General features: G+C 37.7%; 22 protein-coding genes and 2 tRNA genes. 20 read left to right on the top strand and 4 right to left on the bottom strand.

The window, feature by feature from the left end; translation table 11 throughout:
* From HDC90_RS18320 to tsf, 14 genes are all read left to right on the top strand, one after another.
* Positions 1-2,850: a PD-(D/E)XK nuclease family protein gene (locus HDC90_RS18320; RefSeq protein WP_184468988.1), complete on the top strand. Its 2,850-nt coding sequence runs from the start codon at positions 1-3 to the stop codon at positions 2,848-2,850.
* Positions 2,851-3,058: 208 nt separating this feature from the next.
* Positions 3,059-3,496 (top strand): IS200/IS605 family transposase, encoded by a 438-nt coding sequence (tnpA, locus tag HDC90_RS18325; RefSeq protein WP_184468990.1) that lies wholly within the window; start codon positions 3,059-3,061, stop codon positions 3,494-3,496.
* Positions 3,496-4,074, top strand: a complete 579-nt coding sequence (locus HDC90_RS18330; protein WP_184468992.1) for a GNAT family N-acetyltransferase — start codon at positions 3,496-3,498, stop codon at positions 4,072-4,074. The genes tnpA and HDC90_RS18330 overlap by 1 nt, the downstream gene beginning before the upstream one ends.
* Positions 4,075-4,431 carry a VOC family protein gene (locus HDC90_RS18335; RefSeq protein ID WP_184468994.1) on the top strand — a complete coding sequence of 119 codons (357 nt, stop codon included), beginning with the start codon at positions 4,075-4,077 and terminating at the stop codon, positions 4,429-4,431.
* 196 nt (positions 4,432-4,627) lie between these two features.
* Positions 4,628-5,614, top strand: coding sequence for a pyruvate dehydrogenase complex E1 component subunit beta (locus tag HDC90_RS18340; RefSeq protein WP_184468996.1), 987 nt, complete (start codon positions 4,628-4,630; stop codon positions 5,612-5,614).
* 487 nt (positions 5,615-6,101) lie between these two features.
* The gene (locus HDC90_RS18345) at positions 6,102-6,521 is read left to right on the top strand and encodes a hypothetical protein (RefSeq protein WP_184468997.1); all 420 of its coding nucleotides are present in this window, start codon (positions 6,102-6,104) and stop codon (positions 6,519-6,521) included.
* Between the two features lie 84 nt (positions 6,522-6,605).
* Positions 6,606-6,980, top strand: coding sequence for an iron chaperone (locus tag HDC90_RS18350; RefSeq protein ID WP_184468998.1), 375 nt, complete (start codon positions 6,606-6,608; stop codon positions 6,978-6,980).
* 105 nt (positions 6,981-7,085) lie between these two features.
* Positions 7,086-8,426 (top strand): DUF4419 domain-containing protein, encoded by a 1,341-nt coding sequence (locus tag HDC90_RS18355; RefSeq protein WP_184468999.1) that lies wholly within the window; start codon positions 7,086-7,088, stop codon positions 8,424-8,426.
* Positions 8,427-8,550: 124 nt separating this feature from the next.
* Complete coding sequence (locus HDC90_RS18360; protein ID WP_184469000.1) at positions 8,551-10,845, top strand: Tex family protein; 2,295 nt, start codon at positions 8,551-8,553, stop codon at positions 10,843-10,845.
* 224 nt (positions 10,846-11,069) lie between these two features.
* On the top strand, positions 11,070-11,681 hold the full coding sequence (pnuC, locus tag HDC90_RS18365) for a nicotinamide riboside transporter PnuC (RefSeq protein WP_255497742.1): 612 nt from the start codon (positions 11,070-11,072) through the stop codon (positions 11,679-11,681).
* A gap of 170 nt (positions 11,682-11,851) precedes the next feature.
* Positions 11,852-12,295, top strand: a complete 444-nt coding sequence (gene rplM / locus HDC90_RS18370; RefSeq protein ID WP_010602007.1) for a 50S ribosomal protein L13 — start codon at positions 11,852-11,854, stop codon at positions 12,293-12,295.
* 3 nt (positions 12,296-12,298) lie between these two features.
* Positions 12,299-12,685, top strand: a complete 387-nt coding sequence (gene rpsI, locus HDC90_RS18375; RefSeq protein ID WP_029279076.1) for a 30S ribosomal protein S9 — start codon at positions 12,299-12,301, stop codon at positions 12,683-12,685.
* A gap of 18 nt (positions 12,686-12,703) precedes the next feature.
* Positions 12,704-13,537: a 30S ribosomal protein S2 gene (gene rpsB, locus HDC90_RS18380; RefSeq protein ID WP_057931874.1), complete on the top strand. Its 834-nt coding sequence runs from the start codon at positions 12,704-12,706 to the stop codon at positions 13,535-13,537.
* 129 nt (positions 13,538-13,666) lie between these two features.
* Positions 13,667-14,512 (top strand): translation elongation factor Ts, encoded by an 846-nt coding sequence (gene tsf / locus HDC90_RS18385; protein WP_184469002.1) that lies wholly within the window; start codon positions 13,667-13,669, stop codon positions 14,510-14,512.
* A gap of 73 nt (positions 14,513-14,585) precedes the next feature.
* Here the strand turns inward: tsf and HDC90_RS18390 are convergent, their stop codons facing one another.
* Positions 14,586-15,791: a metallophosphoesterase gene (locus HDC90_RS18390; RefSeq protein WP_184469003.1), complete on the bottom strand. Its 1,206-nt coding sequence runs from the start codon at positions 15,789-15,791 to the stop codon at positions 14,586-14,588.
* Positions 15,792-15,876: 85 nt separating this feature from the next.
* Between HDC90_RS18390 and nagA the strand changes: the two genes are divergently transcribed.
* The 5 genes from nagA to frr all read left to right on the top strand — a co-directional run bounded on the left by nagA (position 15,877) and on the right by frr (position 22,789).
* Positions 15,877-16,968: an N-acetylglucosamine-6-phosphate deacetylase gene (nagA, locus tag HDC90_RS18395; protein ID WP_184469004.1), complete on the top strand. Its 1,092-nt coding sequence runs from the start codon at positions 15,877-15,879 to the stop codon at positions 16,966-16,968.
* Positions 16,969-16,978: 10 nt separating this feature from the next.
* A complete protein-coding gene (locus HDC90_RS18400) occupies positions 16,979-17,941 on the top strand; it encodes an MBL fold metallo-hydrolase (RefSeq protein WP_184469005.1) in 963 nt (320 codons plus the stop codon).
* Between the two features lie 131 nt (positions 17,942-18,072).
* A complete protein-coding gene (locus HDC90_RS18405; protein ID WP_184469006.1) occupies positions 18,073-21,342 on the top strand; it encodes a carboxypeptidase regulatory-like domain-containing protein in 3,270 nt (1,089 codons plus the stop codon).
* Positions 21,343-21,481: 139 nt separating this feature from the next.
* The gene (pyrH, locus tag HDC90_RS18410) at positions 21,482-22,186 is read left to right on the top strand and encodes a UMP kinase (RefSeq protein WP_167297326.1); all 705 of its coding nucleotides are present in this window, start codon (positions 21,482-21,484) and stop codon (positions 22,184-22,186) included.
* A 39-nt stretch (positions 22,187-22,225) separates the two neighbouring features.
* Entirely contained in the window at positions 22,226-22,789 is a 564-nt protein-coding gene (frr, locus tag HDC90_RS18415; protein WP_167297327.1) for a ribosome recycling factor, read from the top strand.
* Positions 22,790-22,849: 60 nt separating this feature from the next.
* Here the strand turns inward: frr and HDC90_RS18420 are convergent, their stop codons facing one another.
* From HDC90_RS18420 to HDC90_RS18430, 3 genes are all read right to left on the bottom strand, one after another.
* Positions 22,850-23,866: a LacI family DNA-binding transcriptional regulator gene (locus tag HDC90_RS18420; protein WP_184469007.1), complete on the bottom strand. Its 1,017-nt coding sequence runs from the start codon at positions 23,864-23,866 to the stop codon at positions 22,850-22,852.
* A 148-nt stretch (positions 23,867-24,014) separates the two neighbouring features.
* Positions 24,015-24,159: transfer RNA gene (locus HDC90_RS18425), tRNA-Asp, on the bottom strand.
* Between the two features lie 72 nt (positions 24,160-24,231).
* A tRNA-Asp gene (locus HDC90_RS18430) sits at positions 24,232-24,348 on the bottom strand.
* Between the two features lie 156 nt (positions 24,349-24,504).
* Between HDC90_RS18430 and HDC90_RS18435 the strand changes: the two genes are divergently transcribed.
* A complete protein-coding gene (locus tag HDC90_RS18435; RefSeq protein WP_025145395.1) occupies positions 24,505-24,981 on the top strand; it encodes an Lrp/AsnC ligand binding domain-containing protein in 477 nt (158 codons plus the stop codon).
* The last annotated feature ends 190 nt before the right edge of the window (positions 24,982-25,171 follow it).

Below are 25,171 nucleotides of genomic sequence, written 5' to 3' on the forward strand. Positions count from 1 at the left end.
ATGAAACCATTTTTACAGGAAGTTGCCGAAGATTTAGTTACTAGATTTGGAAATCAGATGCAAAACTGTGCCATCGTTTTTAACAACAAACGTCCATCTGCGTATTTACAGAAACACCTTGCTGATATTATTGGGAAACCTTTTTTTAGTCCCGCATTTTTTACCATACAAGAATTCTTTGCCAGTTCTACCAGCTATAAAATAGCCGATTTTTACCTACAGTTTTTTACTTTACATCGTATGTATAATCAATTGCTTGCGGAAGAACAATTAGAAAGCATTTCAAGCCATAAGTTTTTTCCGCTGGCCAAGATCATCTTAAGCGATTTTAACCAGATTGATGCTGATTTGGTAGATGCAGAAAAATTATACCGCGATCTGGAAGATATTTCGGTTATTAATAAAGATTTCGATTATTTAAGCCCAGAGCAATATAACTTTCTTTCCCAGTTTTGGACTTCTTACTCGGAAGGAAAACATAAAAAACAGCAGGAACTGTTTATCAAAATGTGGCGTAGGATGCCCAAACTTTATCATAAATACCATGCAACACTTAAAGAGCAAGGCTATTTAACCAATGGTTCTCTTTACCGTTATCTGGCGGATGATATTACCAATCACCAGGAGTTTATTTCCAATTTTGATAAGGGCAAGATTATTTTCGTAGGTTTTAATGCTTTGAGTAGTGCCGAGGCCAAAATATTTACCCAGCTACAAGAAGCCGGCAAAGCATTGTTTTATTTCGATGCCGACACCTATTATTTAGACGATGTTTCGCAGGAGGCAGGTTTGTTTTTGCGTAAAAATATTAACCAGCTTGGATTGAAAAATGAATTTGCGGGGCAAGAAAGTTTAATGAAATCTGTCCCACACCAGGTAAATGTTTATAAGGTTCAGGGACAATCTGCACAGGCTAAAATCCTGAACAATATTTTAGCAGAAGATTACACATCAGCAGAAACCGTTGGAAAAACAGTAGTGGTTTTGGCAGATGAAAGCCTATTGATCCCCACACTGCAAACGATTCCAACTAACCTAAACGGAAAAGAAATCGACCTTAACGTAACCATGGGTTTTGCTTTATCAACCTCAAGTATTTTTGGTTTAGTTGATTTATGGTTGGGGAGTCAGCTGGAGATTTTACAGCGGGATAAGGTAAGTTATAAAAATGTAGAAGCTTTTTTAACCCATCCCTTAACGGGCCTTACCCAGAAAATGCGGGATAAAATCCTAACCGCATTGTTGGAAGAAAACAAGGTGGAGATCGATCATAAGCGTCTATTACGCCAAAGCGGACTGTTTGAAGCCTTTTATAAAAAAATCGATGATCCGCAGCATGTAGTCACCAATTTATTGAATGTACTGGATTATGTATTAACCCGGTTATCAAGTGCAAAAACACTCAAGAAAATTGATGCAGAACTATTCGTAAAAACCATACAGGAGTTGAACCGTTTGCACGATACCTTTAGCAACCATATTGGAAAAGAAGAAATTCCTTTTGTAATTTACCTCGTCCAAAAATCGCTGCAGGCTATTGCAGTACCGCTTTCAGGCGATCCTTTGAACGGAATACAAGTAATGGGATTACTGGAAACCCGTAACCTAAATTTCGATAAAATAGTGATTTTGGGTTTTAATGAGGGTATTATTCCAAAATCATCCATTGGCAATAGCTTTATTCCTGATTCTATACGCCGTGTTTACGGCCTCCCGGTTCTCGAAAACCTCGATGCCATTTCTTCTTACATGGTGTACCGCCTATTACAGCGGGCAAAGAATATCAATTTTGTCTATAATAGCCTAACAGACGAGTCTACTTCGGGTGAAGCCAGCAGGATTTTAAAGCAGCTTGAGTACGAAAGCGGATTTGAATTTACCTACAACGAGCTTAATTTGGAGGTAAAAACCGAGCCATTTAAAGAAGTAAAAATCGAGAAAACCAATAATGCCTTTATACAGGAAACACTTCAAAAATACCTTGATAAAAGAAAGGTGCTTTCGCCTTCGGCACTTACCCAATACATTTCCAACCCAGTAGATTTCTTTTTCAATTACATTGCTGGCATTAAAGAGCCTAAAGAGATCAGCGCAGTGGTAGAAGCCAACGAGATCGGTTCGATTCTGCACAAAGTGATGGAGTATTTTTACGAGGATTTAAGGTCTGAAGAAATTACTGCAGCGCGTATTAATGAGAAACGCAAACAGATTCCCAGGCTGATACAAAAAGCCTTTAATGCTGTAATGTTTAAAAATCCAGATATGATAATGGAATATAAAGGCATGCAAAAGGTTATTTTATCCATTGTAGATGCCTATGTGAATATCATTTTAAACCAGGATGAAGCACAAACTCCTTTTACTATTATCAGTCTCGAGCAAAAAGTAGAGGCCGAAATTAGTTTTCCGCTAAGAGGGAATGAAGCCAGTGTTAAAATTTTTGGTTTTATCGATCGTGTTGATGTTAAAGATGGCGTGACTAAAATTATTGATTATAAAACCGGTAGTGACAAGTTAACTTTTAAAGATATTCCAGAGCTGTTTAATTCCGATGGCAAGCACATTAATAAAGCGCTGATCCAAACTTTATTATACACTTATGCTTATGAACAATTTTCGGGAAAAAGCTTTGTAGAACCGAATCTATACGTAGTAAAAACCATGAGCGCAGATGGCGTTTGGTTTAAATCGGGCAGGCAAAATCTATCAGGAGCCTATTTAGAAGAAATCAAACCAGAATTCCTTACCGAATTAAGAAAAAAACTGACCGAGCTTTTTGAGGCCCCCTATTTTGTAGCCAGCGCAGTTGAGGATAACTACAAATATTCTATTTATAAAACTTTGTTTTGAAAATAATTGGGCTAAAAATGGGCTGATGGCTGAAGCCGACAGCAATGAATTAATATATTCTAATAATAATGCCGCAGGTATATGGCTATATTCCTGATTCATGGTAGTCAGCTTCAGCTGACTGAAACATATAATATTTCTATATGGCTTTAGCCAAAAAATAAATAAAAACCTTATATTGGGGTGGAATAATCATAAATTTTCAATTATGTCGTATGTAAGAATTTGGGTGCACCTCGTGTTCTCAACTAAAAACCGACATCCCTATTTAACTAAGAATATCCGTTACCAAGTCCATAAGCATATTATGGATAACTGTAAAAACAAATCCATTTTTCTTCAATCAATAAATGGATTTACTGACCATTTGCACTGCTTAATTTCTTTGGGAAAGGATCAATCTATTTCAAATGTTGCTAAGTTAATTAAAGGAGAATCATCCTTTTGGATCAACCAAAATAAATTAACCGAAATTCCATTTATGTGGCAAGGCGAATACTATGCAGTCTCAGTAAGCGAATCACAATTAAATTCAGTTATAAATTATATCAAAAACCAGGAAGTTCATCATTCGAAAAAATCATTCGCCGACGAGGTAAAAGAATTTGAGGATAAATATAAATTTGTAATCCTAAAAGAAACTTGATGCTAACCTTAAATTTTACAAATTTCCCCATACTCGAAACCGAGCGCTTAATCCTCCGAGAACATGATCTTACCGATGCCGAAGCCCTTTTAGCCTTGCGCACCAACGAAATGGTAATGAAATACATTGATAGAGAAAGGCCAAAAGATATTTTTGAGATTAAAGATTTTATTTCCCGCCATAGAAACGGTTATGAAAATGGCGACAACCTGACATGGGTAATTGCTTTAAAAGAGAAACCGAACCAGGTAATTGGCTCCGTAGGTTATTGGAGAACCGACTTTGCAAACCATCGGGCAGAGATTGGTTACTTGTTGCATCCTGCTTATTGGCGGCAGGGAATTATCTCTGAAGCCTTAAAACGATCGATCGATTTTGGCTTTAATGAGGTTAACCTGCATACCATCAGTGCAAACATCAATGTAGGAAATGATGCATCAAGACAGATGCTGATCAAACATGGCTTTGTAAAAGAAGCTCATTTCAAACAAAATTATTATTTTAAGGGTCAGTTTCTCGACAGTGAGATTTATGGATTATTGAACCCAAACCATCAAATCGATTATAATCTTAGATAAATGCTTAAAACCGCAACACCTATTCTCGCCTCCCTAAATGCAGAAGAAACCATAAAATTTTATACAGAAAAATTGGGTTTCACTTTCCACGACAATTGGGATGGCTACGTTATTTTTAGTAAAGATGATATCAGCATCCACCTGTGGCCAACTGACGATGAAAGCATCCCTAAAAACACGGGCTGTTATATTTATGTTACCGCTGTAGATGAACTTTATACTACTTATACCAAGCAGGGCGTAGTTCATCCAAATGGGAAATTAAAAAATATGCCTTGGGGCATGAGGCAGTTTTCCATTCTGGACAACAACGGCAATATCATCCATTTTGGAGAAGATATTTCGGAAAAAGCATAAGCTTTAGTACAAAAAGCTTAATAAAAACACAATTACCCAATAATATTTCCCCTTTAAACAAATAAGCAAAAAACATAGCCGAAAAAGTGCGGAATAATGAATCAAAACACCCATAATTATTACAAAACATAGGCATTTTAGCCTTTGGTTTCAAAGCGATTAATAATTATATTTGCCCCCGTTATTAAAATTTACAATGAGAGAAATCCAATTTAGAGAAGCACTACGCGAAGCCATGAGCGAAGAAATGCGTAAAGATGACCGCGTTTTTTTATTAGGTGAAGAAGTAGCAGAATATAACGGTGCGTACAAAGTAAGTCAGGGTATGCTTGATGAATTTGGTGCAAAACGCATTATCGATACCCCGATTGCCGAATTAGGTTTCGCAGGTATTGCAACTGGTGCAGCAACAGCAGGCCTTATTCCAATTGTGGAATTTATGACCTTTAACTTCTCATTAGTAGCTATCGATCAGATCATCAATGGTGCTGCTAAAATTTTATCAATGAGCGGTGGCCAGTTCTCATGCCCTATGGTTTTCCGTGGTCCAACAGGTAATGCAGGTCAATTAGGCGCACAACACTCTCAAAATTTCGAAAACTGGTTTGCAAATACTCCTGGATTAAAGGTAGTAGTTCCGGCTACACCTTATGATGCAAAAGGTTTATTAAAACAATCAATTCTTGACCCTGATCCAGTTATTTTCATGGAATCGGAGGTAATGTATGGCGATAAAGGCGATGTTCCTGCAGAAGAATACTATATCGAGCTAGGAAAAGCAAATGTAACCAAGCAAGGTACTGATGTAACCATTGTTACTTTCGGTAAAATGTTAACCCGCGTTGTAAATCCAGCTGTAGAAGAATTAACCAAAGAAGGAATCAATGTTGAAGTGATCGACTTACGTACCGTACGTCCTATCGATTATGATACCATTATTGCTTCTGTTAAAAAAACAAACCGTTTGGTTGTTGTAGAAGAGGCATGGCCTTTGGCATCTCTTGCTGGCGAGATTGCTTTCATGGTACAAAAACATGCATTCGATTATTTAGATGCACCTGTTTTACGTATCACTTGTGCCGACGTTCCACTTCCATACTCACCTACTTTAATCGCCGCAAGCTTACCAAATGCTGAGCGTGTGGTTAAAGCAGTAAAAGAAGTAATGTACGTTAAAAAATAAAAATTGTCATTCTAAGCATAGCGAAGAATCTCATTAGATATAAATCCTCCAGATAATTTTGGAGGATTTTTTTATTTCCCCATTTCCGTGTCCGCTGTGTTTCCGTGGCAAATACAAGAAAATTTATGTTCAGTAATCCTTCGGTTTCATCAGCCCCGCCATTCATTACAATCTTTTTGGCCGGTTACCTTTTCTATTAATCGTTATTGCGAGGAGGGAACGTCGAAGCAATCTTTTCTCGCAGAACACGCCAAAAAGTATTTCCATTTCTGTCTGGTTTAGCTAACTAGGGTCTGTACAAAAAACTCAATTCAGTTCTTTGCCTAAGCGCAAAAACTGCCGATAATTTGATTTAATTAATCTCAAAGTTGGTGGCCGACATAATTTTCTATAATTTAATGTCAGAATGTGGGAAAAGTTAAAGGATATTATTGTGATTATCATTTTAGTCTCGATCGGATTAATTTTATTATTAATCTGTTCACCAATGATTATTACCTCAATAATCAGCGACTACATTGAAGAGAAAAAAAGTGAAAAATTATATTGCGAGTATCTTTTGGAAATTGATGGTCATAAACTATTTTGTTACAATAACAGAAAAGATTGCCAAGAATTTATTGAACAACAGATTATTCCATTCTTACCTAGTGATGTAAAATTGATTTTCCTTGATGGAAGATATCCAAAATCAGACTATTCGCAAAAGTTTGCTTCAACTGTATTATATAAAATTAAAAACCAGGTAGGCTTCCCATATCTTTTGAAAGTTCAGAACGGCATTGTTCTCGAAAAATCAATAAATAATGAACTTTACAATAGTTTAAATCAGGGGCATGACTTTCAAGTTTTATATAATAAGATAAATAAATTTTATCAAAAAGAGTACGACACTCAAATTACTTAGCTGCAATTTTTCCAGCCACCAATATCCTGATCGGCGTATAAATTTTTAAGAAATATTGTAAATTCACGATATAAAAAATCAGCAATGGAACAGCCCAAGCCAGAAAATATTGACCAATATATTGCTAAATTTCCATTAGAAACACAGAAACTGTTACAACAAGTCCGCAAAACGATCCATAAAGCGGTACCAGAAGCAAGAGAAGTAATCAGTTATGGCATGCCAGCCTTTAAACAAAACACCATATTGGTTTACTTTGCCGGCTATGCCAAACACATTGGCTTTTACCCAACCGGCTCAGGAATTGAAGCATTTAAAGAAGAATTTACCCAGTATAAATGGAGTAAAGGAGCTGTTCAGTTTCCTTTAGACAAACCTTTACCTCTAGATCTGATTACCAGAATCACCAAATTTAAAGCAGAAAGGGATTTAGAGAAAGTCAAAAAAAAGAAATTATGAGGGCCTAACGCTTTCAACTAAAATGAAAACTGTTTAAGCAGATTATGGAAAACAGTTCAAAAAAACATCTGTTTAGTAAAACCTTACTAAAACAACGCTAACCAGATGAAAAAGTTACTTTTACTCCTAGTCATCTTTATCTCTACCAAATCATTTTGCCAGAAGGTAACAGTTGTAGAAATTGAAACACTTTCGAAACCTGAAAAACTTATCCCTGTTGTCCCTACCCAGGAAATACTTAAAGTATTGAAAGCAGATATTGAAAAAAATGTCGACAATTTACCAGATAGTTTAGTCTATTATGGTGAACATCCATTTTTAACAGGCATTTTAAATTCCTACATCGATCATCGGCCATTTACCATCTCTCCCGATATCTTCTGGTTGCTCATCAGCCAGGGTTTTGCCAGGCATATTACCCAAAACGCCGAAGAGCTAAGATCAAAAATGGTAAACTTTGACGGTCGGAAAACTTTGACTGTTGTTTCAGATAAAATTTTCATCGGTAATCCCCAATCCGATTGGGCATCAATTTTTCCGCAGTTTAACGAACAGATTAACGATTATACAGGCAAAAAATTGGTGGGCATTTTAACTTCCGATTTTAGCACCACCACACCTACCTCGAAGATTGTAAGCCAGGTTACAATTATGGAAACCGTAAAATCTTATTTCGAGTTTAAGGTAATTATTATTGGCTGTGGGATCCCGAAAATCACTATCGAAGGCACAACTCAGGATTGGAAAAAATTACTGGAGAAAACAAAATATCTCTCTCAGTATAAATTAGAATGGTGGACAAACGAACTCATCCCGATTATCGAAGAAATTATAGCGGCGAAAAAAGGGAAAGTGAATAAAGATTTCTGGATGAATATGGTAAAATACCATACAGAGAAGAAATACGGAACGGTAAATACAATCGACGGTTGGATCGTAAAGTTCTTCCCCTATACCAAAGAAGGAAATAAAACAGGCTTAAAACCCATTACCAGTGTAAACAATCTGGCTTCAGAAATTGTAAAAGTTCCTTTTATCCTCGAAGACGCACAGCAGCATACCAAGCACAATATGGAAATCTGGGCAGGGTTTATCGGTTTATCCCAAAACAACAGAGATTTTACCATAAAACCTGAAATGAGCTGGGCTATTGTAAATAAAGACAGTGCACCATCCGAAACTGCCGTTTTTGGCAATAAAACTAACGCCGATGATCTTTCAATAAGCAACATTAACGCAATTCCAAAAGAGCTCTATGCTTTAAAAAACATCGGCACACTGAGGGTCAAATTCACTAAGAACATTAATGTTCCTGATGAACTGGGTAAAATTGAAATCAGGAGATTAGAACTTACCGGACAGATTACAGCGGCTGAAAAGCAAAGACTTGTAAAAATGTTTCCCAACAGCTGGCTGATCATAAATGGAAAAATGATCGAACGCTGATGAATATAACCATTGCTTTTTTCAAAAACTTACTCACAAATTTCGGTGGAAAACTTCATTTTAAAAATCCTTAAATCCCGCAAATCCTGATTAGCTTTGCTTCTTTAATTTTTACCTTTAGGATATGTTAACCCACCATAAAATAATTGCAGCCGAATTAAAAGTTGCAGAAAAACAAGTAATCGCAACCGTAAACCTATTAGATGAAGGCGCAACTGTACCCTTTATTTCACGCTATCGCAAAGAAGCAACAGGTAGCTTAGATGAGATTGAGGTAGCAGCAATCCGCGATCGGGTTTTGCAGTTGCGTGATTTAGACAAACGCCGAGAAGCGATTTTGAAATCGATGACTGAGCTTGGCAAGTTAACACCTGAACTGGAAAAAAAGATCAACGAGGCAGAAACCATTTCGCTTTTAGAAGATATTTACCTGCCATTTAAACCTAAGCGTAAAACACGTGCGTCAGTTGCAAAAGAAAAAGGATTAGAACCTTTGGCCTTGCAGATATTTGAGCAGAATGCTTTTGATTTAGATGCATCAGCAGAGAAATTTATCGATGCAGAGAAAGGTGTAAATTCGCTTGATGAGGCTTTAGCTGGCGCAAGGGATATTATTGCCGAAATGATTTCTGAAAATGCCGAAGCCCGCACAAAAATGCGTACTTATTTTCAGGAAAAAGCTGTCTTTAAATCAGAAGTGATCAAGGGAAAAGAAGAAGAAGGTATTAAATATAAAGATTATTTCGAATGGACCGAGCCAGTTAAAACAGCTGCATCACACCGCGTTTTGGCCATGCGCCGTGGCGAGAAAGAACTGATTTTAAGATTAGATGCACTTCCGCCAACAGAAGATGCAATTGCTATTTTAGAGAACCAGTTTATTTTAGGCAATAATGCGGCTTCAAAACAAGTTCAACAGGCTTTAGAAGATGGTTATAAACGCTTGTTAGAACCAGCAATGGAAACCGAACTTCGGGTTTTCACCAAGCAAAAAGCAGATGAAGAAGCCATTCGGGTTTTTGCCGAAAATGCACGTCAATTGTTATTGGCAGCACCAATGGGACAAAAAAATGTATTGGCCATCGATCCAGGGTTCCGTACTGGCTGTAAAGTGGTTTGTTTAGATAAACAGGGTCAGTTACTAGAAAATACAGCTATTTATCCGCATACCGGGCAGGGGAATGTGAAAAATGCCGAATTTACGATCCAACAACTTTGCGAAAAACACAATGTTGAAGCTATAGCCATTGGTAATGGTACTGCAGGTAGGGAAACCGAAGCGTTTGTTCGAGCGTTGAATTTACCGCACATCACCATAGTAATGGTTAACGAAAGTGGCGCTTCGATTTATTCGGCATCAGAAGTAGCCAGAGAGGAATTCCCTACACAGGATATTACCGTGCGCGGGGCCGTTTCAATCGGTCGCCGTTTAATGGATCCATTGGCCGAACTGGTAAAAATTGACCCAAAATCTATTGGTGTTGGTCAATATCAGCACGATGTCGATCAAAATAAATTACAGGCAAGTTTAGATGATACCGTAATCAGTGCAGTTAACGCTGTAGGTGTAGAATTAAATACCGCCTCAAAACAGATCTTAGCCTACGTTTCTGGCTTAGGGCCAACTTTAGCACAGAATATTGTTGATTACAGAAATACCCATGGCGCATTTAAAAACCGTGAAAGCTTGAAAAAAGTACCTCGTTTGGGCGACAAAGCTTACGAACAGGCAGCGGGTTTCCTGCGTATCCGCAATGCAGAAAATGTTTTGGATACCAGTGGCGTTCACCCTGAGCGTTATCCTGTAGTAGATAAAATGGCGAAAGACCTAGGTACTACCGTTTCTGCTTTAATGAAAGATACGCAATTGCAAAAGCAGATCAAACCACAACAATATGTAACGGATGAAATCGGCTTACCTACACTAACCGACATTTTAAAAGAGCTGGCAAAACCTGGGCGCGATCCGCGTGAACAGTTTGAAGCCTTTAGTTTTACCGATGGTGTGAATGAGATTTCAGATTTAAGAGTGGGGATGAAACTTCCTGGAATTGTAACAAACATTACCAATTTTGGTGCCTTTGTTGATATCGGTGTACACCAAGATGGCCTAGTCCACACCAGTCAGCTGGCTAACCGTTTTGTAGCTAATCCAAATGACGTAGTAAAAGTGCATCAAAAAGTCGAAGTTACAGTTATGGAGGTTGACGCAGCCCGTAAAAGAATTTCACTATCGATGAAGACGGAAGTTAGTCCGAAGTCGGAAGTCCGCAGTAGTCGGGAGTCCAGGGAGCAGAAACCTAAGCAGGACTTCAAATCGAACAATAATAAACAAAACTTCAAGCCACGTAATGAGCCAAAAGATGCTGATGGTGATCTACAAGAAAAATTGGCAAAACTGAAAGGCATGTTTAAATAATATCCTTTAAAGGGGACCGTCATTTCCTGGAGCGCAGTGAAATGACGGTATATCTATTCTCCAGTGTTTTCTTCAGTAAGCTTCGATATCATCTTTTTGCATGATATGAAAATCATTGGCGACATGAATAAATTATATACATTAGCATTTTGTAGATTTTCCAGAAAGAAAAGATGGAGTTTTTCGATGCCCACAGTATATTTTTCACGGTTCTTGGCTATAAAATGAGCTATTTGGAATTCTTTGCTGTAATTACCGGAATTATTTCCGTTATACTTTCAGCAAAAGCTAGTGTGTGGAGCTGGCCCATGGGCATTATTAATGTATTTTTATCCTCTTTTTTATATTATCAAAGTCAACTTTACCCGGATATGTTTTTAATGGTTTTCTTTTTTGTAACCAACATGATGGGCTGGTGGCGATGGACAAATCCAAAACCGGGGGAAGAAGATAAAAATAAGGAGCTTAAAATCAGTTTTATGCCATTAAGACAATTCCTAGTCTTAATGGCCATTGGCATTATTGGCACATTATTAATAGGTACTTTAGCCAGTCAGCTTCACAATTGGCTACCACTGTTATTTAATTTACCTAGCGCTTACCCCTTTATTGATTCATTTATCTTTGTAATGAGTGTGATTACCACTTTTCTAATGATCCAGAAAAGAGTGGAGTGCTGGATTATCTGGTTGATTATCGATGTTGTAGCCACTTACCTTTATTTTCTAAAAGGAATTAAATTTATGGGCGTCGAATATTTCATTTTTACCGTTATTGCTGGTTTTGCATTGTGGAACTGGATTAAAGAATATAGGAGCTACACTAAAACTGTGTAAGCGAATTAAAAACCTATATTTTATATGCTGAAATAAATTCAGCACGACGATCGCAAGGTAAAATCCATTTTTTTTCAATCAACTATTTGATAATAAAAGTTTTCTATCTATCTTTGCAGTCCCAAATTTAATGGGAATAATAAATTGTTTAATAAATTAAATACAAGCAAGTGAATACGTTAAGTTACAAAACTGTCTCGGCCAATGCGAAAACTGTTAACAAACAGTGGATTGTTGTTGATGCGCAAGGCGAGATTTTGGGGCGCTTGTCATCGAAGATCGCTATGATCATCCGTGGTAAAAACAAGCCTGAGTACACCCCACACGTAGACTGCGGTGATAATGTTATCGTTATCAATGCAGACAAGGTTAAATTGACAGGAAACAAATTCAGCGAAAAGCAATATGTTTCTTATACTGGTTATCCAGGTGGTCAACGTTTTATTTCTCCTAAGGAGTTAATGGCGAAACACCCTCAACGTGTAATCGAGAAAGCGGTACGTGGTATGTTACCGAAAACTAAATTGGGTAAAAAACTTTACACCAATCTTTTTGTGTATGCTGGTGAAACTCATCCTCATGCAGCTCAATCTCCAAAAACCATTAAACTTTAAGAAATGTCAGTTACTAACACTTCAGGAAGAAGAAAAACAGCTGTTGCACGTATCTACTTAAAAGATGGTGCTGGCGCAATTACCGTTAACGGTAAAGATCACAAAGTATATTTCCCAACTTTACCTTTGCAATATATCGTAAACCAAAGTTTAGAAGTTTCTGAACTTGTAGGTCGTTATGATATCACTGTAAATGTACAAGGTGGTGGAGTAAAAGGACAAGCAGAAGCTGTTCGTTTAGCTATTGCTAAAGCGATTGTTGAACTAGATGCGGAGAAAAAACCTGCATTACGTGCTAAAGGCCTAATGACGCGTGATATGCGTATGGTTGAGCGTAAGAAACCAGGACGTGCTAAAGCTCGTAAGAAATTCCAATTCAGTAAACGTTAATCACAGGAGGCAAAGACAATGGCAAGAACAACTTATCAAGACTTATTGGATGCAGGTGTACACTTTGGTCACCTTACCCGTAAATGGAATCCAAAAATGGCTCCTTACATTTTCATGGAGCGTAATGGAATTCACATTATAGATTTAAATAAAACTTTAACTAAAACTGAAGAAGCTGCGGCTGCGATTAAACAAATCGTAAAATCAGGACGTAAAGTATTATTTGTTTCAACAAAAAAACAAGCAAAAGGAATCGTAGCTGAGCAGGCTAAAAAAGTAAACATGCCTTTCGTAACCGAGCGTTGGTTAGGTGGTATGTTAACTAACTTTGCTACTGTTCGTAAGTCAATCAAAAAGATGTCTAACATCGATAAAATGACTAAAGACGGTACTTATTCGATCTTATCTAAAAAAGAGCGTTTAATGATTCAACGTGAGCGTATTAAATTAGAATCACTTTTAGGTGGTATTGCTGATTTAAACCGTTTACCTGCAGCTTTATTCTTAATTGATGTTAAGAAAGAACACATTGCAGTTACTGAAGCGTTAAAATTAAACATCCCTACTTTTGCGATGGTTGATACGAACTCAGATCCTTCTAACATCGATTTCCCTATCCCAGCGAATGATGATGCTACAAAATCAATCTCTTTAATTACTGATGTAATTATTAAAGCTATTGAAGAAGGTTTAGATGAGCGTAAACGCGAAAAAGATGATGAGGCTGAAAAAGAAGCAGTAGCTGCTAAAGCTGCCGCTGATGCTCCAGAAGCAAAAGAGCCAAGACGTAAAAAAGCTGCTGAGGCAGAAGTTGAAGCGTCAGCATCAGAAGAAACTAAAACAGAAGAATAGTAATATTTTTTAATTGCAGGTTACTGGTTTCAGGTTTTAAGTTGGCTTAACATGAGTTTAACTTGGCGCTTGTAACTTGTAACCTGTAATTGTTATAACAAGATTGTAAAATTTAAAAAAGGAAATAAAATGTCTACAGTACAAATTACTGCCGCAGATGTAAATAAACTACGCCAACAAACTGGTGCTGGTATGATGGATTGCAAAAAAGCATTATTAGAAGCTAATGGCGATTTCGAAGCTGCTGTTGATTTATTGCGTAAAAAAGGTCAAAAAGTATCAGCCGCTCGTTCTGGTAATGCTACTTCTGAAGGTCTTGTATCAATCGCTGTTTCAGCTGATGGCACAAATGGTAAATTAGTTGCTTTAGCTTGTGAAACTGAGCCAGTTTCTAAAGTTGAAGATTTCCGTAACCTTGCTCAGGCTGTTTTAGCTGCAGCGGTTGCCAACAATCCTACTACTACTGAAGAATTATCAGCAATTACTTTGGAAGATGGCCGTACAGTTGCCGAAACCATAACTGAACTAACCGGTAAAATCGGAGAGAAAATCGTTATTCAAGAGTACGCAAATATATCTGGCGAAAAAATCGTTTCTTATATCCACTCAAATGGCAAAATGGGCGTTTTAGTAGTATTTGAAGGTACTAATGGCGTAGATATTACTGAAGCTGGTAAAGATGTTGCTATGCAGATTGCTGCAATGAACCCAGTTGCTGTTGATAAAGACGGTGTTGATCCTGCTACCATTGAACGTGAAATCGAGATTGCTAAAGACGTTATCCGTCAAGAAGGCAAACCAGAAGAAATGGTGGAAAAAATCGCCGCTGGTAAATTGAACAAATTCTACAAAGACAGCACTTTATTAAACCAGGAGTTTGTTAAAGATAGTTCGGTAGATGTTCGTAAATTTTTAGATAACACAGCTAAAGGTTTAACCGTAACTGCTTTTAAACGCGTACAATTAGGTGCATAAGCATTAAAAACATATGTAAAAAAAGCTCCAAGAAATTGGAGCTTTTTTTATGCGCTATGCCTTTGTCATCTTATTACTTCCTCAGAGCGGTATAAGCACCAACTTCTTTTCCTGAATCATCCAGCATACTCGCCACTAATTTATTTCTATCTGCTTTTATCTTGGTAATTGTTCTCGTTCCTGTCTTTGGTCCACCACCAATAATTAAAGGATAATGATTTAGTGCCTTATCAGGTTGGTGCACCATGTACTTATGGGTATGGCCACTTAAAACCAAATCTACTTTGCCCTGATTCAACAATGGTTCAAATAGCTCAGTACAATGTTTTGGCCCATGTGCATCGCCAGAAAAGCGAGGTGGAATATGCATCAATACTACTCTAAACGGCGCTTTTTTAAATTCCTTTGAATTTATTTCTGTTCTAAGCCACTCAGCTTGTTGAATTCTGTAATCGTCAAAATCTACGATACCTGCGTATACCGGATGCGCATCTTCTTTATCTTCACCAGTATCTAAAATTACAAAGCGAACAGGGCCTAATGTAAAAGCAGCATGACCAACATGCATATAATATTGAGGAAATTCGCGTGCAAATTTACCTCGTGTTTCATGGTTACCCCTTACATAAATAAAAGGTGTGTGCTTTGCAAAATTATCTACACAGGGTTGGAGCATATGTTCGATAATCTGTTTCTCATCAGTTTGATAATCGAATATATCACCATTAAAGAAAACAAAATCTTGCTTTTTATCTGGAACAAGCCCTAACAATTGAGGGATTGATTCTGGACGATCATGTGTATCATTCAACATTAAAAATGAAACCTCTTCCTTAGTCACATCGGCATTCACAAATTCTTCAACAGCACTACTTACCGTTACACCGTATGTTAATTTGTACGGCTGAAAATCTTTGATTTCTTTAGAAACAATTTTATAATAATATTTTGTTCCTGGTTTTAAATTTTTTAACGTTACTGCATTCAGCTTGCTATTGGCTTTCATTAAACCCAATTCAGCTTTTCCATAAGCTTTTTGATTTAGCAGGTCTGCCTGTTCGCCGTATTCTACCCAACCTGCAGCAGTTTTATTGGTTAACCAAAGAATGGTCATCGCGTTATTAAAGTTGGTTTGTAAATAAGGTCCAACTGCAATCTTAAATTCATCTTCATTAAGGGGTACGCTTGCAATGGTTGCAGATGGCGCTACTAAGGTAGCAGCGCTTAAAGTTAGACTGGCCTTTAAAAAACTTCTTCTATTTGACTGATTTTCATTCATTTGGTTATTTTATCTTATTACCCAAATATATAGCCGCAATATTTAACTTTGGCCGTGTAAGATTAAATTTACTCAAACGTTTGATATGTCTAAAGTAATTTCCAATACCTCCTATTTTCAGGGCAACGATTTAAAAAAGAATCAGAATATCTCAATCGATGGTGCTATCATTTCGGATATTAACGAAAGCAGCAACAAAGAAAATGGCCACACAATTACTATACCCGGTTTTATAGACTTACAGATTTATGGAGCAGGCGGCCGATTATTTTCTGCCGTTCCAACTGTCGAATCATTAACTATAATGGAAGATGATCTACTTAAAAAAGGTACCACAGGCTTTTTGGCCTGTATGGCAACAAACTCCCCCGAAGTTTTTGATGCATGTATAAAAGCAGCTAAAGAACATCGATCATCGGCAAAAAATTGTCTGGGGCTGCACTTAGAAGGCCCATTTCTGAATCCAAAACGTTTGGGTGCCCATGTACCTGCATTTGTAAGGAAGGCCTCGCTCGACGAGATTAAGAAGTTAATTGATTTTGGAGATGGTATAATTAAAATGATGACCATTGCCGCAGAACTCCAGGCTGATGAGATGATTGAATATTTACTAAATAATGGTGTAGTTGTTTCATTGGGGCATAGCAATGCCACTTTTGATGAGGCCACTGCTGCTTATAATAAAGGCATTCAGACCACTACCCACCTATTTAATGCCATGAGCCCTATCCATCATCGCGAGCCTGGTATACCAACGGCGGTTTTTAATCATAACAAGGCTATGGCCAGTATTATTGCCGATGGGCAGCATGTAGATTTTGAAGTGATTAAATTTGCACAGAAAATATTAAAAGAGCGCTTGTTTCTTATCACCGATGCAGTTACGGCCTGTTCTACAGGGCCATACCAACATATTGAAAAAGAAAACAAGTTTGTTATGCCCGATGGTACACTATCTGGTTCATCGCTTACGATGTTAGAAGCCGTTAAAAACTGTGTATTACATTGTGGCATTGCGCTAAATGACGCGATTAAAATGGGAACCCTATACCCCGCAAAATTAATTGGGATTGAAAACCTGACAGCGAGTATAGAAATTGGTCACCAGGCAAATTTATTGATCATTGATGATAACTTAAATTTAAAAGAGGTCGTATTTAAAGGCGAAACGATATAACACATTCAACATGTTAAAAAAAATATTTTCCATTCTATTGTTCTTATCCCTTTGTGCCATTCATGCTTGGAGCCAGGAAATAAATACAGCTTTTAAAATAATACCGCTTGGCGTAAAAGGCGGTGATGATGAGAGTAATTTATCTTCTTACATGATTGCGCCGAAAGGCAGCGAAAAATATGTCTGTCTTGATGCTGGGACAATAAATGCCGGTATCCAAAAAGCGATTGATCATCAATCGCTAAAAGGAATAAGTGAAGAAATTCAACGTAAACAGATTAAAGGATATCTGATTTCGCATGCACATTTAGACCACGTAGCAGGTTTAATAATCAATTCGCCAGCAGATACAGCCAAAAATATTTATGGCTTACCCTCGGTCCTCAATATTTTAAGGGATAAATATTTTACATGGGATGCCTGGGCTAATTTTGCCAACGAAGGCGAAAAGCCACAGCTAAAAAAGTACACTTATTTTCCCCTGATTGAAGGCAATACTTATCCCCTTGAAGGAACAGAAATGAAAGTAAAAGCCTTTGAACTAAGCCATGGCAATCCTTATAAAAGCACTGCTTTTCTGATCAGCCGCAATGATAGCTATGTGCTTTACCTGGGAGACACCGGCGCCGATGAAATAGAAAAATCGGATAAACTCGCTAAGCTCTGGCAAAACATAGCGCCTTTGATCAATGCAGGCCAACTAAAAGCTATCTTTTTAGAGGTTTCTTTCCCTAACGAACAGCCCGATAAACAGTTGTTTGGTCACCTTACACCAAAGCTTTTCTTTAGCGAACTGTCTAAACTTGAGGCTTTAACGAACAAAAAAGCATTTAAAAAAGTTTCTTTCATTATAACCCACACCAAGCCCCCACAAAAAACCGCCGAAATGGTAAAAAAGCAATTGATTTCAGGAAAACCGAAAGATTTAAAGTTAATTTTCCCTGAACAAGGCAAATACTTAACAATTAATTAATCTAAATAGAACATTAGCGGCATTAAGTCAGCGTATTTTTGTTGAAAATTGAGTGAAATATCATAATTTTAAGTACGATAAGGGTAACAACAAATTATAATTGCTTCATCACCAATAAAAAACATAAACTAATGAAAAAATTGTTACTATTATTCTCATTTATGCTTGTGATAACCGTTTTTGGTTTCGCACAAGGGGTTACTACTGCATCATTTATTGGCACAGTTAAAGATCAGAAAGGAGTGATACCAGGCGCAACGGTTACTGCCATACATATCCCCTCAGGCACAAAATACTCAACCTTAACCAGGGCCGATGGCAGGTACAACCTACCAAATGTACGTGTGGGTGGTCCATATACCATTAAAATAAGTTATATTGGTTATAACGAATTGGTTAAAGAAAACCTGAACACCACCATTGGGGAAGATTTAAGGGTTGATGCGACATTAACCGAAACATCGCAAAACTTAGCCGATGTGGTGGTAAAAGGAACGCAAGACAAGGTGATCAACTCGTCGCGCACAGGTGCAAGGGAAACCATTACCCGCCAGCAGATCGATAATTTACCTACAATTAGCCGTTCGCTGTCTGATTTTACCAAATTAACCCCATCAGCAAACTCTACAACCGTTGGAGGTTTAAGTTTTGGCGGCAGAAGCGGTTCTTACAACAACTTAACGGTGGATGGTGCCCTTTTTAACAACTCGTTCGGGTTATCGGGCAGTTTGGGTGGACAGGCCAATTCTCAACCGATCTCATTAGATGCAATTGAACAGATCCAGGTAGATATTGCCCCTTATGATGTCCGTCAGGGATCATTTACCGGAGCTGGCATCAATACCATTGTAAAATCCGGAACAAACGATTTTAAGGGGTCGGCATATTATTATACCAGGGGAACTGATTTAACCGGATACTCTGCCGGGGTAACCAAAATACCTGTTGTTGATTTTAGCTATAATCAGCGTGGTTTAAATATTGGCGGACCGATTATTAAAGACAAATTATTTTTCTTTGTTTCCGGTGAACAGGAAAGGATCAGTACACCTGCAACTTCGTTCGTTGCATCACGTCCAGGTTTATCAGGAGCAAACATCTCAACAGCAGACGCTGCTACATTAGATCGTTTATCGAACTATTTAATGAGCAAATACAACTATTCAACCGGCCCTTACGAAAATTATCCTTACAAAACACAGAGCGATAAAATCACGGCAAAAATAGATTGGAACATCAATGCCAATAATACCTTGAGTGCAAAATATTTCTATCTGAAATCGAACAGACAGGTTGTTGCTAGTGGCTCGGGTATTCCGGCAGGCTTAAACGGTAGCCGCTCACCTTCTTCAACCTCTATGCCTTATTTCGGTTCGAGTTATACCATCAACAATAACTTTAACATCGGTATTGTGGAGTTAAACACGAGAATTGGCAATAACATGTCGAACAAATTAACATTGGGCTATTCGGCATTGAGAGATTTCCGCGCTTCAAACGGTGCTGAACTGCCAATGGTTGATATCGGTAATGGAAACGGCGGAATCTTAACCAGTTTTGGTTACGAAGTATTCACCGCGAATAACCTGTTAAACTCCGATATTTATCAATTCTCGGATGATTTCTCGATCTATGCCGGTAAACACGAAATCACTATCGGTACCAGCAACCAGTTGAACAAATTCCTGAATGGCTTTGCGCCAAACTATAACGGCCTGTATTATTTTAGAACAGCCGACGATTTTATCAACAACCAGCCTGCGGTAAGTTATTCATACCGTAACTCGGCATTGGCTGATGGATCATTTCCATTTGCAAAAATGTCGTCGTATAACTTAAGTTTGTATGCACAGGACAAATACCAGGTGAGCGATAACTTCAAATTAACTTATGGTATCCGTGCCGATTACACCTATTTCCCTACTAAATTAGATCCGAACCCAAATTTGGCTGCATTAACCTTCCAAAATGGTTTGCAGGTAGACATTTCTAAATTCCCGAATAAAAAATTATTGTTCTCGCCGCGTGTAGGCTTCAATTATGATGTTTTTGGTGATAAAACAACACAACTCCGTGGAGGAACCGGAATTTTCACCGGCCAGGTTCCTTATGTATGGATTTCCAACCAGGCTTCTAACACCGGAACATTATTTAGTTCAAGCACCGTTTCAACCCCTGGCGACCCACGTTTAATTTTTAATCCGAATGTAAATGCCAACCGCCCTGCTCCTGGTACTGCAGCGGCCAATACTTCTTACGAGGTAGATGCAGCTTCTAAAAATTTTAAATATCCACAAATCTGGAGAACAAACGTAGCGGTTGATCAAAAATTACCGATGGGTATTATTGCCACTTTAGAAGCATCGTACACTAAAGACATTAACGCGGTAAACTTCTCTAACGCAGCATTGCCTAATAATTCAACAGGCTTAATTACATTGCCAGGAATTGAAGGACAACAGCGCTACACGGTAAAATCTACACAGACAGGTACCACGGCGGCAAATCCTTCTATTTCGCCGTTTATCTACATGCAAAACACCAAAAAAGGCTATTCTTACTTCATTACAGGTCAGTTGCAAAAATCTTTTTTTAGTGGATTTAATGCAAGTGTAGCTTATACTTACAGCCAATCCAAATCTGTAAATGATGGTGGTTCTACTGCAAGCTCAATCTGGTCGCAAAGGGCAATTGCAGGCGATGCGAATTCTGATGTTCTGGCCAATACCAATTTCATTCAACCAAACAGGGTTATAGCTTCCTTAAGCTATAAAAAAGAGTATTTTAAACATGCAGCTACTACAATTGGTTTAATTTTCGAATCAGCCAATAATGGTGCATTCAGTTATGTTTCATCTGGCGACATCAATAACGACGGTGGCGCGAACGATTTAGTTTACATCCCACAAAGCAAAGGCGATATTATTCTAGTTCCTGATTTTGTAGGCGATACCCGCACTCAGGATCAGATCTGGAACCAGCTGAATGCTTATATTGCTCAGGATAGCTACCTTAGCAAACACCGAGGTGAGTTCGCAAAAAGAAACGGCGCCATCATGTCGTACTTTAAAAGAGCAGATTTACACCTTGCACAGGATTTCTTTGTTGGGCCGAAAGGGAAAAGAAATATACTTCAGTTTACATTGGATATCATCAACCTTGGTAATCTGTTAAACAGTGATTGGGGCTTATATCAAACACCAAATATCCCATTATCAACCTACAATACCGCTGTATTATTAGCCTATAAAGGCTTAGATGCTACTACGGGAAAACCTACTTATTCATTCCCTTATCAGGATAAGGCCAATTTAACACCATATACCACAACCTATAAAAATATTACCGACCAGATTTCGCGTTGGCAAGCACAATTTGGTGTGCGTTACATTTTTAATTAATTCACAATCCATACCATTTCACCATAAGAGCTCCATAATAGGAGCTTTTATGGTTTGCAGATAAAGTCCAATAAACAATTTACATCAATTATTAAAAAGCATAGCTTGGTATTAAAAAAATGTTAATATTTTTGAGGTCATGAAATATAAACGCATCCTACTTAAGCTTAGTGGAGAATCGCTAATGGGCGATAAACAATACGGTATTGATAATGAACGCGTTAAACAATACGCTGAAGACATTAAAGCGGTACACGATAAAGGCTTAGAAATCGCAATCGTAATTGGAGGAGGAAATATTTTTAGGGGCTTGAGCGCCGAAAAAAGTGGGATGGACAGGGCACAGGCTGATTATATGGGCATGTTGGCTACAGTAATTAACTCCATGGCCTTGCAAGATGCTTTAGAAAAAGTTGGTATTAAAACACGTTTACTTACTGCAATTAAAATGGAGCAGATCTGCGAACCGTTTATCCGCAGAAGAGCTGTTCGACATTTAGAAAAAGGCCGTGTAGTTATTTTTGGTGCAGGAACCGGGAACCCGTACTTCACAACCGATTCTGCAGCGGCTTTACGTGCTATCGAAATCAAAGCCGATGTTGTTTTAAAAGGAACACGCGTTGATGGAATTTACACCGCAGATCCTGAAAAAGATCCATTGGCCACTAAATATGAAGAAATTTCTTTTAGAGAAGTTTATGATAAAGGCCTTAATGTGATGGATATGACAGCCTTTACCCTTTGCGAAGAAAACCAAGTGCCGATTATTGTGTTTGATATGAACAAACACGGCAATTTCATGAAAATTGCTAGTGGCGAGCCTATTGGAACCTTGGTTAAATAAGGAATAAAAATTATTATTTTTGTAGAAATACACACAATTATGAACGACCTCATACAATTACAATTAATGGATACTCAATCTGCAATGGAAAGAGCTATCGATCATTGTGAATCTGAATTAACTAAAATCAGAGCTGGTAAAGCATCAGCTGGAATGTTGGATGGTATTTTCGTGGATTATTATGGCGCAGCTACAGCATTATCGCAAGTAGCCAGTATTAATACGCCAGATGCCAGAACAATCGTAATCCAGCCTTGGGAAAAATCACTTTTAACTGCAATCGAAAAAGCTATTCAAGTAGCTAATATTGGTATCAATCCACAAAATGATGGCATTGTTATCCGCCTGGTTGTGCCGCCTTTAACAGAAGAGCGCAGAAAAGACTTGGTGAAAAAGGTTAAGGAAGAAGCCGAAAGAGGCCGCATTACCGTTCGTAATATCCGTAAAGATGCCAATACCAAAATTCAAAAATTAAAGGGCGAAGGTGTTTCTGATGATGAAATTAAAACAGGCGAAGGCGAAGTACAAAAATTAACCGATGCTTATATCATTAAGGTTGACAAACATGCTGAAGCGAAAGAAAAAGATGTAATGACAGTTTAAATCTGTATAAAATACTATCGAAACGGGAATGGACATCAATCTATTCCCTTTTTTATTGCCTTATTTCTTTGCGCTTGAGCCTCTAATGTTTAAGATTGTAGGTAACGATACCTGAGTCTTTTCGATAGATTTTCCAGCCTTTTTAAGCTTGTTTAATAAAATTTTCATCACGTTTTCTGCAATGGCCTCAAGAGGCTGTGCTATAGCCGTAACCGGAGGCTCACAAAATTCTAAGATTTCGAAATCATCAAAAGAAACAACAGCAATATCTTGGTGGATCTGAATACCTAGTTTTCTAAAAGTTCTTAAGCCATCTAAACAAATATAATTAGCCGCAAAAACTACCGCATCAAGCTGCTTCTCTGCTTTAAAAAACTTGATCATCTCCTCAATCGATTCGGCAGAGTTTACATATTTTATCTTCTTTACAATTGCCGGCAAGTTATATTTTCCAACAGCACTTTCATAGCCGGCCAGGCGGTCTACCATCTGTTGCTGGGCCGTATCGATTGTTACAAAACCTATTTTTTTATAATTATTTTTAATGAGGTGCTCAGTAGCCTCGTAGGTGCTGCTCTGATTATCGATTATTACATAATCTGTTTTAACATCTTGTACATACCGATCAAACAATACCACAGGAGCATCTGTTTGAATCAATTTTTTAACTTCTTCTTCCAATCCCTCTGGTAAGGCCATAATGTAGCCATCAACATGCCTATCTTTAAAAATCTGTAACAGTTCTATTGCTTTTTCGGTATCGTTTCTGGTGCTGCTAAATAGGATCTTATAACCAAGGTTAGAAGCAATTTCATCAATTCGGCGTGCTATACCAGAGAAAAAAGGTTCAGAAATGTCATCAACTAAAAAACCTATAATTTTTGTTTTACCTGTTCTTAAACTTGTGGCAAGGGTATTAGGCTGGTAATTTAATTCAGCCACAAGGTCTAAAACCTTTTTAGTAAGCGATTCGCTAATATTTTTTTCTCTTGCTTTTCCATTAATTACAAACGATACTGTCGTAATGGAAATATTTAATTGTTTAGCGATATCTTTAATTGAAACGCGTTTCTTCATCACAGGCATTGAACGGGTAAAATTTAATTGGTAATATAACAATATATCTATAAATATAGGAGGGATATGAAAAAAACTAGCCTAAAAAAGAAAAAGAGCAACCTATCCAGGATTGCTCGATTAACTAACTTATTATTCATAAAAAATGCTGTTGGGGAAGGAGTCGAACCTTCAAGGGGTAGTTAGCTACAGTTCAAAAAATTAATTTGTGGTCAACCCAATAAACTGCGTTTGTCCCATTATTCCCCACCACCGAGACAAGGAGGCGTGTCTGCCAATTTCACCACCCAACATTTCAAAAGTTAACAGTCTTCAATTTCCAATTTTCAGTGTTTAAACTGCCAACTGTAAATCGCCAACTGAACTGGCTGTAGGGGAAGGAATCGAACCTTCAAGGAGTGGTTAGTACCGAAACCGGTATATTCCCATTATTCTCCGCCACCGAGACAAGGAGGTGTGTCTGCCTGTTTCACCACCCTACATAATGTTATGCAATTTTTAAAGAACGTTTCCTTTTTGTTAATTGCTTGATACAAATGTAAAGGAACAACCAATACCTTGCAAATATTTTAAACATTTAATTTTATTTTTATAATATTGATAAATATTTGTAAATTCGCTTATCATAATTCAAAAATATGCTTAAAAAAGACAATTCCAATTTAGAAATTGACAACCTTGACATCGATATATTGAAGCAATTGATGCAGGATGCCACTAAACCTTATACAGAAATCGCTAAAGATCTGATTGTTTCAGGCGGGACGATACACGTTAGAATGAAGAAACTGCAAGAAATGGGCATTATAAAGGGCTCTCACCTTATCATTGATCCGCAAAAGGCCGGATATGATATCTGCGCCTTTTTAGGTATTTACCTGGAGAAAGGCATCCAGTATAAAGATGCGGTTGCGCAGTTGAGCAAAATTAAAGAAGTAGTAGAATTACATTACACTACAGGAGCTTACAGTATGTTTGCCAAAATTATTTGCAGAGACACCAATCATTTACGCCATGTTTTAAATGAAGAAATACAGGCAGTGAACGGCATTCAGCGTACAGAGACTTTAATCTCGTTAGAAGAGAGTATTAAAAGACAGATTGAGCTGGGATAAGATAAAAGCAGAAAGACAAAAGCAAAAAGATTTCATTAAAAACACCAAGTTTAAAATGATCTTATACCTTATATGATAAAATGCTTTTAGTTATTCTTAATTTATTATTAGGAAATGAACGTTCTGTAGAATTTCGGAAACAGCAGTCCCGTTATCCGCTATAGCCTCGAATTGCAATCGGGGGCTGCCG

This window comes from Pedobacter sp. AK013, assembly GCF_014205835.1.
Classification (GTDB): domain Bacteria; phylum Bacteroidota; class Bacteroidia; order Sphingobacteriales; family Sphingobacteriaceae; genus Pedobacter.